Here is a 15,433-nt window from a genome sequence, read left to right on the forward strand (position 1 = left end):
AAATCCGCCGCCTGGGCATCCACGACGAGCAAGCGTTTTGACGGCGTTCGAGCAGGGTTTCATCCTCACCCGCCACTGGCGGGACACCGCATCCGGCATCGAGATCGAGTTCTGGCTGGCAACCGGAAACGGTCCGCGCCGCGTGCGGTTGCGCCCGCAGGAAGCCGTCGCGTTCATTCCGGCCGAACAGCAGGCGCTCGCCGAGCGCGCGCTGGCCGGCGAGCGCGATGCCGAGTTGCGCCCGCTCGCGCTGCGCGACTTCCGGCGGCGCCCCGTCGTCGGCCTCTATTGCAAGCGCTACCGCCATCTGACCGGCCTGCAGAAGCGCCTCGCGGCGGCCGGCGTCGACGTCTACGAAGCCGACGTGCAGCCGCCCGACCGCTACGCGATGGAGCGCTTCATCACCGCGTGCGTGCAGTTTCGCGGACAGCCCGGCCCCGACGGCACGCTGACCGCCGCCGAACTGAAAGCCGCGACCGGCTATCGGCCGGCGCTGCGCTGCGTGTCGCTCGACATCGAAACCAGCGTCCACGGCGAGCTGTATTCGATCGCGCTCGAAGGCTGCGGGCAGCGTCAGGTCTACATGCTCGGCCCGCCGAACGGCGACGCGCACGCCGACGCCATCGACTTCCGCCTCGACTACTGCGACAGCCGGCCCGCGCTGCTCGCGCGGCTCAACGAATGGTTCGACGAACACGATCCCGACGCGGTGATCGGCTGGAACCTCGTGCAGTTCGACCTGCGCATCCTGCATGCGCATTCGGAGCAGTACGGCATACCGCTGAAGCTCGGGCGCGGCGGCAGCGTGCTCGACTGGCGCGCGCACGGCCAGCAGCCCGACCACTTCTTCGCGGGTGCGGCCGGCCGGCTGATCCTCGACGGCATCGACATGCTGAAATCCGCGACGTGGACGTTCCCGTCGTTCAGCCTCGAATACGTGTCGCAGACGCTGCTCGGCGAAGGCAAGTCGATCGACAACCCGTACCAGCGGATGGACGAGATCCAGCGCCGCTTCGATCACGACAAGCCGGCGCTCGCGCGTTACAACCTGAAGGACTGCGAACTCGTCACGCGCATCTTCGACAAGGCCGACCTGCTGTCCTTCGCGCTCGAACGCGCGAGCGTGACGGGCCTCGCGGCCGATCGCACCGGCGGGTCGGTCGCGGCGTTCACGCACCTGTACCTGCCGCGCATGCACCGGCTCGGCTATGTCGCGCCGAACCTCGGCGACGTGACGGGGCAGAACAGCCCCGGCGGCTTCGTGATGGATTCGCGCCCCGGGCTGTACGACTCGGTGCTCGTGTTCGACTACAAGAGCCTCTATCCGTCGATCATCCGCACGTTCCTGATCGATCCGGTCGGGCTGATCGAAGGGCTCGCGAATCCCGGCGACGACGCGTCGGTGCCCGGCTTCCTCGGCGCGCGCTTCTCGCGCACCGCGCACTGCCTGCCCGACATCGTGCGCCGCGTGTGGGAAGGCCGCGACGATGCGAAGCGGCAGCGCAACGCGCCGCTGTCGCAGGCGCTGAAGATCATCATGAACTCGTTCTACGGCGTGCTCGGCTCGACGGGCTGCCGTTTCTTCGACCCTCGCCTCGCATCGTCGATCACGATGCGCGGGCACGAGATCATGCACCGCACGCGCGCACTGATCGAAGCGCAGGGGTACGAAGTGATCTACGGCGATACCGATTCGACGTTCGTGTGGCTCGGCCGCGCGCACGACGACGACGAAGCCGGCGCGAAGGGCCGCGCGCTCGTCGAGCACGTGAACCGCTGGTGGCGCGCGCACCTGCGCGACCAGTTCGGGCTGGAGAGCGCGCTGGAACTGCAGTACGAGCGGCACTACCGCCGCTTCCTGATGCCGACCGTGCGCGGCGCGGAAGAAGGCAGCAAGAAGCGTTACGCGGGCCTCGCGGCGGCGGCCGACGGCGGCGAGGATCTCGTGTTCAAGGGGCTCGAAACGGTGCGCACCGACTGGACGCCGCTCGCGCAGCAGTTCCAGCGCGAGTTGTACCGGCGCGTGTTCAGCCGCGAGCCGTACCAGGATTTCATCCGCGACACCGTGCGGCGCACGCTCGCCGGCGAATTCGACGACCAGCTCGTCTACCGCAAGCGCGTGCGCCGGCCGCTGCGCGAATACGAGCGCAACGTGCCGCCGCACGTGCGCGCGGCACGGATCGCCGACGAGTTCAACCTCGCGCATGGCCGGCCGCTGCAGTATCAGCGGGGCGGCTGGATCAGCTACGTGATGACGACGGCCGGCCCCGAGCCGCTCGAGACGATGCGCTCGCCGATCGACTATGCGTTCTACCTGAACCGCCAGTTGCAGCCCGTGGCCGACGCGATCCTGCCGTTCCTGCGCGACGATTTCGAACGCGTGATCTCCGGGCAGGGGCAGTTGTTTGGCGACTGATGCAACGCCGCCGCGCTGCCCACTCTTGCTCGTTCGGAAACACTGCAGTCGCGGATTCTCCATTTATCCGGACGGTCCGGGTTCCTAAACTCGTGTCGTCGGTTCAGCCAAGCGAATGCGTGCAGGACCGTAACGAAACCGTCTGAGGAAATCGTGAAATTCATCATCGTCACCGTCGCCGGCGTCGCCGCTACCGCCACCGTTCTCCTCGCCGCACCGGCCGCGTCGTACGCGCAGTCGTCGGAGTCGTCACACTCGACGCTCACGCGCGCCCAGGTGCGCCAGGAGCTGTTCGACCTCGAATCGGTCGGCTACGACCCGATCGCCGCCGACGACGAGAACTATCCGGGCGACATCGTCGCCGCGCAGGAGCGCCTGGCCGCCAAGCGCGTCGCCGAACGCAAGCATGCCGAACCGGCCTATGGGTCGAACGGCATACCCGTTACGGAGTCGGGCGCGCCGGCCGTTGCGGCGGTGAAGCAGTAACGCGCCGCCGGTCGCATCGGGGATCCGCGCCCCGGCGTGCCTCCCGCAGCCCGTCCGGCTAAAATACCGGGCTGCTGCGCCTCCCGCCGCGGCCGGAGGACATTCAACATGACCGCACATCGCGGTGCCGCGGTCGTCATCGCACCCGGCCATGAGACAGCCAGCCTGTCGAACGCCCAGAAAACGTTCAATACGCTCGTCAAGCAGATCGAGAAGCGGCGCGAGCGTCTCGGCGCGTGGGAAGCCGTGATGCCGGCCTTCCAGAAGAAATTCGTCGACGAGCTGTTGCCGCTCGAACAGGCGTCGACCGCGCTGCGGATCCGGCTGCTCAACCAGCTCGACGACGCATTCCTGCAAAAAGGACTGAGCAAGGCCGAGCAGCACACGCTTTCCGCGATGATCGTCAACATGGCGCGCGACTTGCTCGACGTCAGCGACGACGCGCAGTTGAAGGCTATCCACGACCGGCACCGCGCAGCCGACCCCGGCAGCCACGCGGCGGCCGGACGCAGGCGGGCCAGACCGGAGGCGCCCGAACCGCAATCGACGCCCGACGTCGCCGCCGACGACGATCTCGACGCGCTGTCGCCCGACGAACTCATCGCGCGCGTGCAGTCCGAACTGGACGAACAGTTCGAGCGCGACATGGCCGAGCATGCGGCCCGCGAGGCGCAGCGCGCCAAGCGCAGGAAAGCGCCCCGGCAGTCCGCCGCGCTGGCGAAGCGCGAAGCCGAGCAGGCCGAAGCGAGCCGGTCGCTGCGCGAGGTCTACCGGAAGCTGGCGAGCGCGCTGCACCCCGATCGCGAAACCGATCCCCGCGAACAGGAACGCAAGACCGTGCTGATGCAGCGGGTCAACCATGCTTATGCGAACGGCAAGCTCCTTCAACTGCTGGAGCTGCAACTGGAGATCGAACAGATCGACCGGCACGCGATCAACGGCCTCGGCGAAGATCGGCTCGCGCGTTACAACGGCATCCTGGAAGATCAACTGCGCGAGCTGGATCAGGAAATTCAGGACGTCGAAACCGGATTCCGGCGAACTTACGGGATCGCACCGTCCGTCAAGGTCGCGCCCGACACCGTCATCCGCATGCTCGCACGCGACATCGCGAGCACGCAGCGCGGCATCCACGACCTGAATCTGACGCTGCGCGAATTCGACGATCCTGCGAACGTCAAGGACTGGCTGAAGGACCTGAAGCGCCAGCAGGCATTCCCGCGCGACGACGACTAGCTTCCGTCAGGCGGGCCTGCATCTGCCCGCCGACGATCGTACTGCGGTGCGGTCGCCCGTTCGGGCGAACCGCCGATGCGCATCACGCGCGATGCCCCGAAATCGGCCCCGCTTCGCCGGTCAGGTTGAACACGCTGTCGATCCACGCAAGAAACGTCGAGAACGTGAAATCCGACCACTGCTGCGTGCGGAACGCCTTCATCACCGGCGTATCGGCCGGGTCCTGCTGGTTCAGCAGGTTGTCGACGAACGTGCCGATAGCCGCGTCGATGCCGTTCTCGTGGATCGCGGACCCGGTGAAGCTGACCGCCGTCACCTGATGGTTGGCGATGAAGTCGTTGCGCGCCCACGGCATGAAGTAGCCGAAGTTCGGCAGCGGGTTCAGCGTCTGCTTCAGCCCGTCCAGCTCCTGCCCGAACATCGCGAGCGACAGCGCATCCTTCGTCGCGTCGTCGGGCGCCGCGATCACGGCCGGCACGAACGCGCGATAGTGATACGCGGCGATGATTTTGTCGCGCTGGTAGCTGGAAAAACCGAAGCGGTCGTGCGGAAAGGTCGCCGACAGCGCCGCATACGCGCTACCCATGTTGCCCGGATCGAAATGGCTGGTCAGCCGGCTGTTCACGGTGATCATCCCGTCGGGGGCCGTCATCCCCCACTCGGTGCGCACGCGGTCGTACAGCCCGACCGACGGATGCGCGGCCGCGTCCGCGCCGAACGGCGTGTCGAACACCGTGCCGGCGTCGTCGAGCAGCGAACTATGCGCCTGCGGCTGCAGCGTGTTGCGCAGCGACGCGTAGTTCGCGAGCGTGCCGTAGCCGCCCGCGCTCATCCCGTACACGAGCAGCCGGTTCGGCTTGCCGAAGCCGTGCGACACCAGCCATTGCGCGACGGCCTGGATGTTCTTCAGCCCGCTGTAGTGCTGCAGCCGCCAGTCGCCGTTCGGCGACGTGTAGTTGCGCACCGCGCTGCCCATGTGGATATCTCCGGTGCAATAGGGCACGAAAACCTGTGTCCACTGCTGCGTCTCGACCTTCGGTTCGCCGACGAGAATGTGCGCGAGATCCATTCGCGTGAGCAGCGGCGACAGGAACGACGACAGCAGCGCCTCGTTCGCGGTGCCGTTCATGTAGTTGTGCGGAATGCCGTCCGGGTTGAAGCCGCCGAGGCCGGCCTCGGCGCCGGTCGACGTCTGCGTGCAGGTGCCGTAATCCCAGCATGCGCCGCCCGGCTCCATCATGTACAGCAGGTTGTCCGACTGCGCACGGTTGACGTAGAAGCGCATCGGCGTGCCGTTGCCGCACGATGCGCCGGTGCTCTCCGGCAACGTCACTTCGTACCACGAATAATACGGAATCGACGGGTCCGGCATCATCGTATCGGCCGCGTGGCCGTTCAGTGCCGCGCAACCGAGCAGCGTGGCGAAGGCCGCGCGCAGCAGGCATCGTGCTGTGGACATCTCCCCTCCTTGTCGATGGACATGACGCGGCCGCCGGGCCGCCCCGGCGTCGCGGATTCGGCGCTCAGTGCGCGCCGGACGGCGAAGCGCCGTCGAACAGCCGGACGCGCAGCGCCTGCAGGCGCTGCGCGATGACGGCTTGTTGACGGTCGGGATCGGGAATGCTCGCCTGAACCTGCCGGACGACGTCGCGGCTCTGCTGTTCGTACGACAGATAGCGCGGGTCCTGCGCCGGCGACGGGCCGACCGTCTGCTGCGCATAGGCGTCCCATTGCGCGCGCATCGACCGGAGCGCCGCGCTGCGCGTCGCGGGGTCGGCTTCGGTATCGGTCAGCAGCGCGGCGCTGAGCGCTTCGGCCTGCACCGGCACGATCTCGTTGCGCGCGACATGGTCGGGCAGTTCGTCGAGAATCCGGCGCGCGAGCGCGGCGCGCTCCGCTTGCGGCACGACGTTGCGGCGATCGCCGTACGCGGCGACCGCGTCGCGAAAGCGCGCGAACGCGACGATGCGCTTCACTTCGGCATCCGCGTCGGGGCGCCCCGCGAGGCTGCGGCGCAGCGCGTCGACGTCGAGCTGCCGCTCCTCGGGGCCGGGCGTCGCGGCGCCGGTGCCGAACGCATCGGCCGCGCCGGACTGCGCGCTCGCCGTCGCGGCCGGCGTGCCGGACGACGCGGCCTGCGCCGGTGTCGCCGCCTCGTATCGCCAGACTGCAACCGCGGCCACGCCGATCGCCGCGATTGCGCCCGTGCGCCGCCAGAGTGCCCTGTTCTTCTTCACGTCGCCTCCTCGTCACGTCATGCCGTTCTTCGCCGGTGCATCCGCGAGTAGGTTCTAGGTCGAATCCGGCATGCAGTCAAAAGCGGAACTAGAACGCAGGCACTAAACCTGCGCGCATCGGCCACGCGCGGCGAAACGTTTGAAACGCGTTTCGTTGCGGCAGCCGCCGGCGCGCAACGTCGCGTGCACGCCCGTGCGGCGGCGGTCCGGGCCGGCACGCGCCGCATGCGCGCGACACCAAGCAAGCAACGCTCCCGTTGCCCGGACGCACGACGGTCGCGCATCCGCACGGCCGATACGGATGGCCGGATCGGACCCGTCGAACGACCCGCTGAGCGCTTGGTCGTCATTTTGACCGGCCCTATGCTGATTTCCGACACGCGCCGAACGGTCGGCGCGACGCACCCCTCACCCAGCCGAGCCCGTTCCATGAGCCGTGCAGACCTTCCGCATCGCGCACCCGCCGCCGCCCACGACTATCCGGCCTATCGCGACGCGCTCGCGGGCCGCCGCCTGCCCGCCGCGTTCGTCGACCTCGACTGCCTCGACGCGAACCTCGCCGACCTGAAACGCCGCGCGCGCGGCCTGCCGATCCGGCTCGCGACGAAATCGGTACGCTCGCGCGAACTGATCGGCGCTGTGCTCGCCGCCGGCCCGTTCATGCAGGGGCTGCTGTGCTATTCGGCCGCGGAAGCCGCGTGGCTCGCGGACGGCGGGTTCGACGACATCGTCGTCGCCTATCCGAGCGTCGAGCCCGACGACCTGCGCGCGGTAGCCGCGCAGCTTCGGCGCGGCCGCTCGATCACGCTGATGGTCGACGACGCGGCGCAGGTCGACGCGATCGACCGCGTCGCGCACGACGAACGCGTGACGATCCCGCTCGCGATCGATCTCGACATGTCGTCCGCGTATCCGGGCCTGTACTTCGGCATGTACCGCTCGCCGGTGCGCGACGCGGCCGGCGCACTCGCGCTCGCGAACCGCATCGCCGAGCGGCCGCACGTGCGGCTCGACGGGCTGATGGGCTACGAAGGACAGATCGCCGGCGTGGCCGACACGCAGCCGGGCAGCGGCGCGCGCAATGCGCTGGTGCGCTACCTGAAGCGCCGCTCGGCGCGCGAGGTCAACGCGCGCCGCCATGCGGCCGTGCAGGCGCTCGCGGCGGCGGGCCACGCGTTGCGCTTCGTGAACGGCGGCGGCACCGGCAGCTTCGAAAGCACGCTCGGCGACGCATCGGTCACCGAGCTTGCGGCCGGTTCGGGCCTCTACGCGCCGGCGCTGTTCGATCACTACGCGGCGTTTCATGCGCAGCCGGCGGCCGGCTTCGCGCTGCCGGTCGTACGGATTCCGCGGCCGGGCATCGTGACCTGCTCGGGCGGCGGCTATGTCGCATCGGGCCCGGCCGGCAAGAGCCGCCTGCCGCGGCCGTGGCTGCCGGCCGGCTGCACGCTGATCGACAACGAAGGCGCGGGCGAAGTGCAGACGCCGGTGCGCGTGCCGCACGGCGTCGCCCCGGCGATCGGCGAGCCGATCCTGTTCCGCCACGCGAAAGCCGGCGAGCTGTGCGAACGCTTCAACACGCTGCTGCTGATCCGCGGCGGACGGGTGGTCGGCGAAACGCCCACCTATCGCGGCGAAGGCAAGAGCTTTTTCTAGCGAGCGTCGCTGTCCGTCGTTCATGCAGCGCCCCCGTTTCAACCTGTTCAACCGACAACCACGGAGACAAAGCCATGTGGCGCAACTGGTCGGGATATGTCTGCAGTCCTGATGCAACCGTGTCGACGCCGGCTTCGCGCACCGCGCTCGCGGCGGTGCTGCGCGACGCGGCGGCGGCCGGCGCCACCGTGCGCGCGGCCGGCGCCGGTCATTCGTTCTCGCCGCTCGTGCAGACCGACGACGTGATCCTGTCGCTCGATGCGATGCAGGGCGTGATCGACGTCGACCGCGACCGGCGCGTCGCGCGCGTGCATGCCGGCACGCGGCTGTGGGCACTGGGCCCCGCGCTCGCCGCGCACGGCCTCGCGATGGAGAACCTCGGCGACATCAACGTGCAGTCGATCGCCGGCGCGACCAGCACCGGCACGCACGGCACCGGCATCACGCTCGGCAACCTGTCGACGCAGATCGACAGCCTGACCTTCATGTGCGCCGATGGCAGCGAGATCCGCGCGAGCGCCGATTCGCATCCCGACCTGTTCGCCGGCGGCCGGATCGGGCTCGGCGCGCTCGGCGTGCTGACCGAGATCGGCCTGCGCCTCGTGCCCGCGTTCAAGCTGCGCCTCGAACGCGGCGGCATGCGGCTCGACGACTGCCTCGCGCAAGCGGACGCGCTGATCGCGACGCACCGCTCGTTCGAGTTCTACTGGTTCCCGCATACCGACACCGTGCTGACCAAGGCGTGGGACCTGACCGACGAGCCGGCCAGCGCGGTGCACTGGGCGAGCCGCGCGTCCGAGTCGTTCCTCGAGAACACGGTATTCGGCGCGCTGTGCGGGCTCGGGCGACGCGTGCCGTCGCTGTGTCCGGCGCTGAGCCGGCTGTGCGCGTCGACCGTGTCGGCCGGCCGGCACGTCGATGCGAGCTACGCGATGCTGTCGACGGTGCGCCGCGTGCGCTTCAACGAAATGGAATGGTCGGTGCCGGCCGAACGCGGCGCCGACGCGCTGCGCGAAATCCGCGCGTTCATCGCGCGCCGCAGCTTCCCGCTGATGTTCCCGATCGAATACCGCTGGGTACGCGGCGACGACATCTGGCTGAGCCCCGACTACGGCCGCGACAGTGTGCGCATCTCGGTGCACCAGTATCGCGGGATGCCGTTCGACGCGTACTTCTCCGGTGTGCAGGCGATCTGCCGCAATCACGGCGGGCGGCCGCACTGGGGCAAGGTGCATGCGATGAAAGCGGCCGAACTCGCGGCGTGCTACCCGCATTGGGACGATTTCCTCGCGCTGCGCGAACGGATGGACCCGCACGGCCGCTTCCTGACGCCTTACCTGCGCATGCTGTTCGGGCTGCCGCCACGCGCAGGCGCGAGCACCGCCGTGCGCGCCGCCGCGCTCGCCCGAGGGGCGCACCCGATGCACGAAACGGCCGGCGTCGCGCAGGATCGGTCACGATCGAACCCGGAGGCTTCATGACCACCGCCACGCTGCACACCGCCGCCCAGTCGCGCCCCGATCCGTCGACGGGCGCCGTCGTCCGCCTCGCGCTCGCGTTCGCGGCGGCCACCAACGGGCTGATCCTGTCGCCGTTCCTCGTCGCGGCCGTGATGACGCGCTTCGGGCTCGACGAGGGCACCGCGACCGCGCTCGTCAGTGCCGAGATTCTCGGCATCGCGATCAGTTGCGCGCTGCTGTCGCACCGGATCGCGCGCGCCGCGCGGCCGTTCACGCTCGCCGGCATCGTCGGCACGGTCGCGGGCCAGGCGCTCGGCGCGGCCGCGCCCGGCGTCGTATCGGCGGCCGCCGCGCGCGGAATGACGGGCCTTTTCGAAGGGATGCTGTTCGTCGTCGTCGCGTCGGGCGTATCGCAACGCGCATCGACCGACCGCCTGTGGGGGCAAATCAACCTGCTCGCGGGCGGCATCAACGGCGCCATCCTCGTGCTGATCTCCGCGTTGCCGGCCGCGTGGCTCGGCCGCTGGGTGTTCGCGCTGCTGGCGGCCGTCGTCGCAGTGCTCGCGCCCGCGATCCGCGGCATCGACGCGTTCGCGAGCCCCGCCGCGCAAACCCGCGTGCGCGCCGGCACGCTGCCGTGGCGGCCGGTGATCGCGATCTGGGTCGTGACGGCGCTCGTCTACGGCGTGCAGGCATCGCAATGGGCGATCGCCGGCTTCGTCGGCGAGCGTGCCGGGCTGTCGCCGACGACGATCGGCATGCTGCTGTCGGTGTCGTCGCTGCTCGGCTTCGTCGGCGCGGCGATTCCGTCGCATCCGGCCAGCCACAAGCACCGCCTCGCGCTGATCTGGGCCGCGCAGCTCGCGATGATCGGGTCGATCGAATGGTTCTTCGGCGCGCGCGGCGGCAGCGCGTACTTCCTGAGCCAGTTCGTGCTGAACAGCGCGTTCTTCGTGATCGTGCCGTTCCTCACCGGGATGTTGTCCGACGTCGACCCGGACGGCTCGCTCGTCGCGCGCACGCTCGTCGTCACGTTCTTCGCGGCCGGCATCGGCACCGCGCTGTCCGGCGCGATGCTCGGCCGCTTCGGCGGCACGCGCGTCGCCCATCTGCTGTGCGTGGCGGTGGTGGCCGCCGCCCCGTTCGTGCGGCTTGCACTGCGCCGCGCGGCGCCCGGTGCCGTGGCCCGTGCGTCGTCCTGATCGCAGTGCGTCATGCCGTGGCCGCGACGCACCACGAGAATGGCCGCCGCGGCCGTGGCCCGCGCAAATTTGGCTTTCTACAGTCGTTCACGACGGTGCCACGCCGTCCACCCCCAGCTCGATGCGGAGTCCAGAAGAATGAATCGTCCCGATAGCATTCGCGCAGCGTGCTGCGCGATGATGGTCCTGGCCAGTGCCGGCGCGCACGCGCAAAGCAACGTGACGCTGTACGGCGTGATCGACGCGGGCATCCGCTACGAAACGCACGGCGTGTCCTACGGCGCCGACGGTGCGCCGGCGTCGACGGGCCGCAAGATCTCGATGGCCGACGGCGGCGGCCTGACCGAAAGCTACTGGGGCCTCAAGGGGCAGGAGGATCTGGGCGGCGGGCTGTCCGCGCAGTTCAACGTGGAAAGCCACTTCGGCCCGAACAGCGGCGCGATCGTGCCGGCCGGCTCGCCGAACTTCTTCCAGGTCGCATACGTGGGGCTCACGTCGACGTCGCTCGGCCAGCTCGCGCTCGGCCGCCAGTACAACGTGCCGTTCGAGATGGTGTCGCTGACCTACGGCTCGAACCTGTGGGCCGGCCCGCAGGACCCGTACTTCAACCTGTTCAAGCCCGAGCAGACGATGCTCGCGGGCTCGCGCACCAGCAACATGATCCAGTACGGCGCGCAGCTCGGCGGCCTGTACCTGCTCGCGCAGTACGCGCCGGGCGGCCACGCGGGCGGCGGCGTGCGCGGAGGCCAGGCCGGTGCGGCGGCCGCTTACGCGCCGGACAAGGGGCCGTTCACGCTCGGCGCGTCGTTCATGCGCAGCTGGGACGACGCCACGCACGCGAAGTTCGACATCTACGGCGGCGGCGGGTCGGTAACGCTCGGCAACGCGACGGTGAACGCCGGCTACATCGAGAACGCGCGCGACAACGACTTCACGTCGTTCGAGAACGGCCCGTTCAGCCCGACCGATCTCGCGGCGCTCGGCATCATCTCGCCCGCGCAGGTGGTCGATCCGTCGGTGCCCGGCGGGTTCCGCCGCCGCAAGATGGCGCTCGCGGGGCTGACCTACCGGGTCACGTCGGCGTTCACGGCCGCCGTCAACGCGTGGTGGACCACGCAGTCCGGCTACACGCCGGACTTCGACGGCCGCGCGCGCCAGTTCCAGGTGATCGCCGGCTACAGCCTGTCGAAGCGCAGCATGCTGTATGCGGAAGTCGACTATGCGATCTACCGCGGCGGGCTGATTGGCGCGCAGCTGGTCGGCATCAACGGGCAGTCGCCGAGCACGAGCACCACGCAGCTCGGCGCGACGGTCGGCCTGCGGCACTATTTCTGACGCCGGGCCGCACGGGATGTGGGCGATCGCGGCAGGAGAAGCACCGGGTTTCCGGCCCGGCGGGACGAGTACAATCCATGGAAAAAAATACGGAGCATCCATGGACGAACCCGACCGTTACACGACGGCGAATCTGCCGGTCCATCTGTTGCGGTGCCTCGCGGAGACAAGCAAGGAGCTGGGCATCGACCCCACGCGGCTGTGCCTCGGGCTCGGCTTCGACGTTGCCGACCTGTCGAACCCGTCGTGCCGGATTTCCCTGCGCCAGGCGAGCACGATGATCCGCCGCGCGCTCGATATGGCGCCCGGGCGGGCGCTCGGCCTCGAACTCGGCACGAGCGAGACGATCGCGTCGATCGGCCTGGTCGGCTATGCGATGCTGACGAGCCCGACGCTGAAGGATGCGATCGTGGTCGGCATCGAACTGCAGCGCCATACGGGGCCGCTGATGCGCTTCGAAGTGGTGTCGGATGCGCGTACGCTGTCGATCCGCGCGACCAACGTGTTCCTCGAACCCGACATCGAAGCGTTCCTCGTCGAAGAGGCGTTCGGCAGCTTCATGAAGATCGGGCGCTCGCTCGTCGGCCCCGCGTTCCAGCCGAAGGTCGTCGATCTCAGCTACCCGCCGCCCGCCTATGCGGACCACTACACGCGCGTGTTCCCGTGCCCGGTGCGCTTCGAACAGGAGCAGAACCTGTTTTCATGCGACGCCGCGCTCGGCAACCGCCCGATCGCGACCCACGATCCGCTCGCGCATCGCCAGGCGCTCGAATTCCTGCAGGATGCGCTGCCGCCCGAGCCCGAAGGCACCGAATTTCTCGAATCGATCGAACGGATCATGCGGCGCGACCTGCGGCATGCGCCGTCGCTCGCGGCGATCGCCGCGCAGCTGTGCATGAGCGAGCGCACGTTGCGGCGGCGGCTCGCCGATCAGGGCGTGTCGTATCAGACGGTGATCGACACGATCCGCCGCAAGCGTGCATTCACGCTGCTGAGCAACCCGCGACTGTCGATCGAGGACGTCGCGCACGAAGTCGGCTTCAGCGACGCGCACAACTTCCGGCGCGCGTTCAAGCGGTGGACCGGGCACGGGCCGCGCGAAGGGCAGCGCCCCGCGTAAGCAATAATCGCAGGCCGCCGCGTGCGCGTCACGCCGCGTCGCCGATCCCGCCCATCAGCGTCATCAGTTGCTCGCGCAACCACCGGCTGCCCTGGTCCTGATCGGCGCTGCGATGCCAGTAGCAGAAGTATTCGAGGCCCGGCATCTCGAACGGCAGTTCGAGAATCCGCGCCGGATAGCGCTGCAGCAGCCGCAGCGGCGCCGTCAGCGCGAGATCGCTGCGCATCGCGATCAGCGGCGCGACCATGTAGTGCTGTACGCGCATCTGGATGGTGCGGCGCAGCCCGAGCCGCGTCAGTTCCGCGTCGACGTGCCCGCTTCCCTTGCGGCGGCTCGACACGTGGATGTGCCCCATCGCAAGGTAGTCGTCCATGGTGAGCGTGTCGCCGCTGAACGGATGATCGTCGCGGATCATGCATGCATAGCGGTCGCGCACGAGCAGCGCCTGATGCAGATGCGGATCGCCGATCAGCGGCGCGTCGATCGCGAGGTCGACGGAGCCGTTCGCGAGCGCGGTCGCCACTTCGCGGCGGTCCATCGTGTAGCTGCGCACGTGCATGCCGGGCGCATGCGTCTGCAGCAGTTCGCCGAGCGCGGGCAGCAGCAGCGCTTCGGTCAGGTCGCTCATGCTCATCCGGAACACGCGCGTCGACGACGCCGGATCGAACACGTCGCCTTCGTGCGCGCTCGAATCGAGCAGTTGCATCGCCTCGCGCACGCGGCCGACGATGTTCTCGGCCAGCGGCGTGGGCATCATCCCGGCCGGCGTGCTGACGAACAGCGGATCGTTCAAGGTCTTGCGCAGCCGCGCCAGCGCGTTGCTGACGGCCGGTTGCGTGAGGTTCAGCACCTCGGCCGCCCGCGTCAGGTTGCGCTTGGTGTAGATCGCATCGAATACGACGAACAGGTTCAGGTCAATCTTCGAAAGGCGCATCGCCGGATCTCCTTGCCGGCATCTTACGGCGTGCGCCTCTCGTTCGTCCACGGCCCGGCGCATCGCGGCGCGACGCTCAGGCGCGCGGCGGCGGCGTCAGGTACGCGGCCGTCGAGCCCGGCTCGCCTTCCTTGATTTCCATCCGCGCGATCGCCTGCAGGTGCACCTCGTCCGGGCCGTCCGCGAAGCGCAGCGCGCGGCCCCAGGTCCACAGGTCGGCGAGTGGCGTATCGGGGCTCAGGCCCGCGGCACCGAACACCTGCATCGCGCGGTCGCACACGTTCGTGTACACGGTCGGCACCAGCGCCTTGATCATCGAGATTTCCTTGCGCGCGGCCTTCGCGCCGACCTTGTCGATCATCCACGCGGCCTTCAGCACGAGCAGCCGCGCCTGTTCGATCTCGATGCGCGAACGCGCGATCCATTCGCCGACCGTGCCGTGCCGGTTCAGCGGCTTGCCGAACGCGACGCGCGACTGAGCGCGGTCGACCATCAGCTCCAGCGCCAGCTCGGCCGCGCCGATCGAGCGCATGCAGTGGTGGATGCGGCCCGGCCCGAGGCGGGCCTGCGCGAGCGCGAAGCCGCTGCCTTCCTCGCCGAGCAGGTTGCTCGCCGGCACGCGCACGTTGTCGAACGTGATTTCGCAGTGCCCTTCCGGCGCGACGTGATTGACCACCGTGATGTTGCGCACGATCGTCACGCCCGGCGTGTCGCGCGGCACGAGGATCATGCTCTGCTGCCGGTGCGACTCGGCCTCGGGATCGGTCTTGCCCATCACGATGAAGATCTTGCAGTTCGGATGCGCGGCGTTGGTGATGAACCACTTGCGGCCGTTGATCACGTACTCGTCACCCACGCGTTCGATGCGCGTCGTGACGTTCGTCGCGTCCGATGACGCCACGTCCGGCTCGGTCATCGCGAACGCCGAGCGGATCTCGCCGCGCAGCAGCGGCTTCAGCCACTGCTCGCGTTGCTCCGGCGACGCGAACATGTGCAGCAGCTCCATGTTGCCGGTGTCCGGCGCGTTGCAGTTGAACACTTCCGACGCCCAGCCCACGCGGCCCATGATCTCGGCGAGCGGCGCGTATTCGAGGTTCGTCAGGCCCGTGCCCGGCTCGTCGTCCTTCAGGTGCGGCAGGAACAGGTTCCACAGCCCTTCCGCCTTCGCGCGCTCCTTCAGCTCCTCCATGAACGACACGGGGTACTGGCCCGCGTGCACTTCCTCGTTCCACTGGCGGATGCGCGGCACGATGTGCGCGTCCATGAATGCGCGCACGCGGCTGCGCAGTTCTTCCACTTTCGGGGTATAGCCAAAGTCCATGATCGACTCCTCGATTCCGTTCGTTCGGTT

Annotated in this window: 12 protein-coding genes; 8 read left to right on the forward strand and 4 right to left on the reverse strand. The window is 69.0% G+C overall.

Going from position 1 to position 15,433, the window contains the following annotated elements:
- Positions 1-37 precede the first annotated feature (37 nt).
- The 3 genes from HWX08_RS19160 to HWX08_RS19170 all read left to right on the forward strand — a co-directional run bounded on the left by HWX08_RS19160 (position 38) and on the right by HWX08_RS19170 (position 4,138).
- Positions 38-2,416 (forward strand): DNA polymerase II, encoded by a 2,379-nt coding sequence (locus HWX08_RS19160; protein ID WP_174920194.1) that lies wholly within the window; start codon positions 38-40, stop codon positions 2,414-2,416.
- Between the two features lie 153 nt (positions 2,417-2,569).
- Positions 2,570-2,902, forward strand: a complete 333-nt coding sequence (locus tag HWX08_RS19165; RefSeq protein ID WP_174920192.1) for a DUF4148 domain-containing protein — start codon at positions 2,570-2,572, stop codon at positions 2,900-2,902.
- Positions 2,903-3,010: 108 nt separating this feature from the next.
- Entirely contained in the window at positions 3,011-4,138 is a 1,128-nt protein-coding gene (locus tag HWX08_RS19170; protein ID WP_174920190.1) for a J domain-containing protein, read from the forward strand.
- An 82-nt stretch (positions 4,139-4,220) separates the two neighbouring features.
- Here the strand turns inward: HWX08_RS19170 and HWX08_RS19175 are convergent, their stop codons facing one another.
- Both HWX08_RS19175 and plcR read right to left on the reverse strand, forming a co-directional pair.
- Positions 4,221-5,597 carry a pectin acetylesterase-family hydrolase gene (locus tag HWX08_RS19175; RefSeq protein ID WP_174920188.1) on the reverse strand — a complete coding sequence of 459 codons (1,377 nt, stop codon included), beginning with the start codon at positions 5,595-5,597 and terminating at the stop codon, positions 4,221-4,223.
- A gap of 64 nt (positions 5,598-5,661) precedes the next feature.
- Positions 5,662-6,375, reverse strand: a complete 714-nt coding sequence (plcR, locus tag HWX08_RS19180; protein ID WP_174920186.1) for a phospholipase C accessory protein PlcR — start codon at positions 6,373-6,375, stop codon at positions 5,662-5,664.
- Between the two features lie 429 nt (positions 6,376-6,804).
- Between plcR and HWX08_RS19185 the strand changes: the two genes are divergently transcribed.
- From HWX08_RS19185 to HWX08_RS19205, 5 genes are all read left to right on the forward strand, one after another.
- Positions 6,805-8,031, forward strand: coding sequence for an amino acid deaminase/aldolase (locus tag HWX08_RS19185; protein WP_174920184.1), 1,227 nt, complete (start codon positions 6,805-6,807; stop codon positions 8,029-8,031).
- A gap of 74 nt (positions 8,032-8,105) precedes the next feature.
- Positions 8,106-9,512 (forward strand): D-arabinono-1,4-lactone oxidase, encoded by a 1,407-nt coding sequence (locus tag HWX08_RS19190; RefSeq protein ID WP_174920182.1) that lies wholly within the window; start codon positions 8,106-8,108, stop codon positions 9,510-9,512.
- Positions 9,509-10,693 (forward strand): MFS transporter, encoded by a 1,185-nt coding sequence (locus tag HWX08_RS19195; RefSeq protein ID WP_174920180.1) that lies wholly within the window; start codon positions 9,509-9,511, stop codon positions 10,691-10,693. Before HWX08_RS19190 ends, HWX08_RS19195 begins: the two co-directional genes overlap by 4 nt.
- Before the next feature lie 138 nt (positions 10,694-10,831).
- Positions 10,832-12,028: a porin gene (locus HWX08_RS19200; RefSeq protein ID WP_069258945.1), complete on the forward strand. Its 1,197-nt coding sequence runs from the start codon at positions 10,832-10,834 to the stop codon at positions 12,026-12,028.
- Between the two features lie 100 nt (positions 12,029-12,128).
- Positions 12,129-13,148 carry an AraC family transcriptional regulator gene (locus HWX08_RS19205; RefSeq protein ID WP_174920178.1) on the forward strand — a complete coding sequence of 340 codons (1,020 nt, stop codon included), beginning with the start codon at positions 12,129-12,131 and terminating at the stop codon, positions 13,146-13,148.
- Positions 13,149-13,176: 28 nt separating this feature from the next.
- Here HWX08_RS19205 and HWX08_RS19210 read toward each other — a convergent pair whose 3' ends face one another.
- Together HWX08_RS19210 and HWX08_RS19215 are read right to left on the reverse strand one after the other, a co-directional pair.
- A complete protein-coding gene (locus tag HWX08_RS19210) occupies positions 13,177-14,082 on the reverse strand; it encodes a LysR family transcriptional regulator (RefSeq protein ID WP_069258943.1) in 906 nt (301 codons plus the stop codon).
- A 76-nt stretch (positions 14,083-14,158) separates the two neighbouring features.
- A complete protein-coding gene (locus tag HWX08_RS19215) occupies positions 14,159-15,403 on the reverse strand; it encodes an acyl-CoA dehydrogenase family protein (protein WP_107310692.1) in 1,245 nt (414 codons plus the stop codon).
- Between the last annotated feature and the right edge of the window lie 30 nt (positions 15,404-15,433).

This window comes from Burkholderia metallica, assembly GCF_902832845.1.
Taxonomy (GTDB): Bacteria; Pseudomonadota; Gammaproteobacteria; order Burkholderiales; family Burkholderiaceae; genus Burkholderia; species Burkholderia metallica.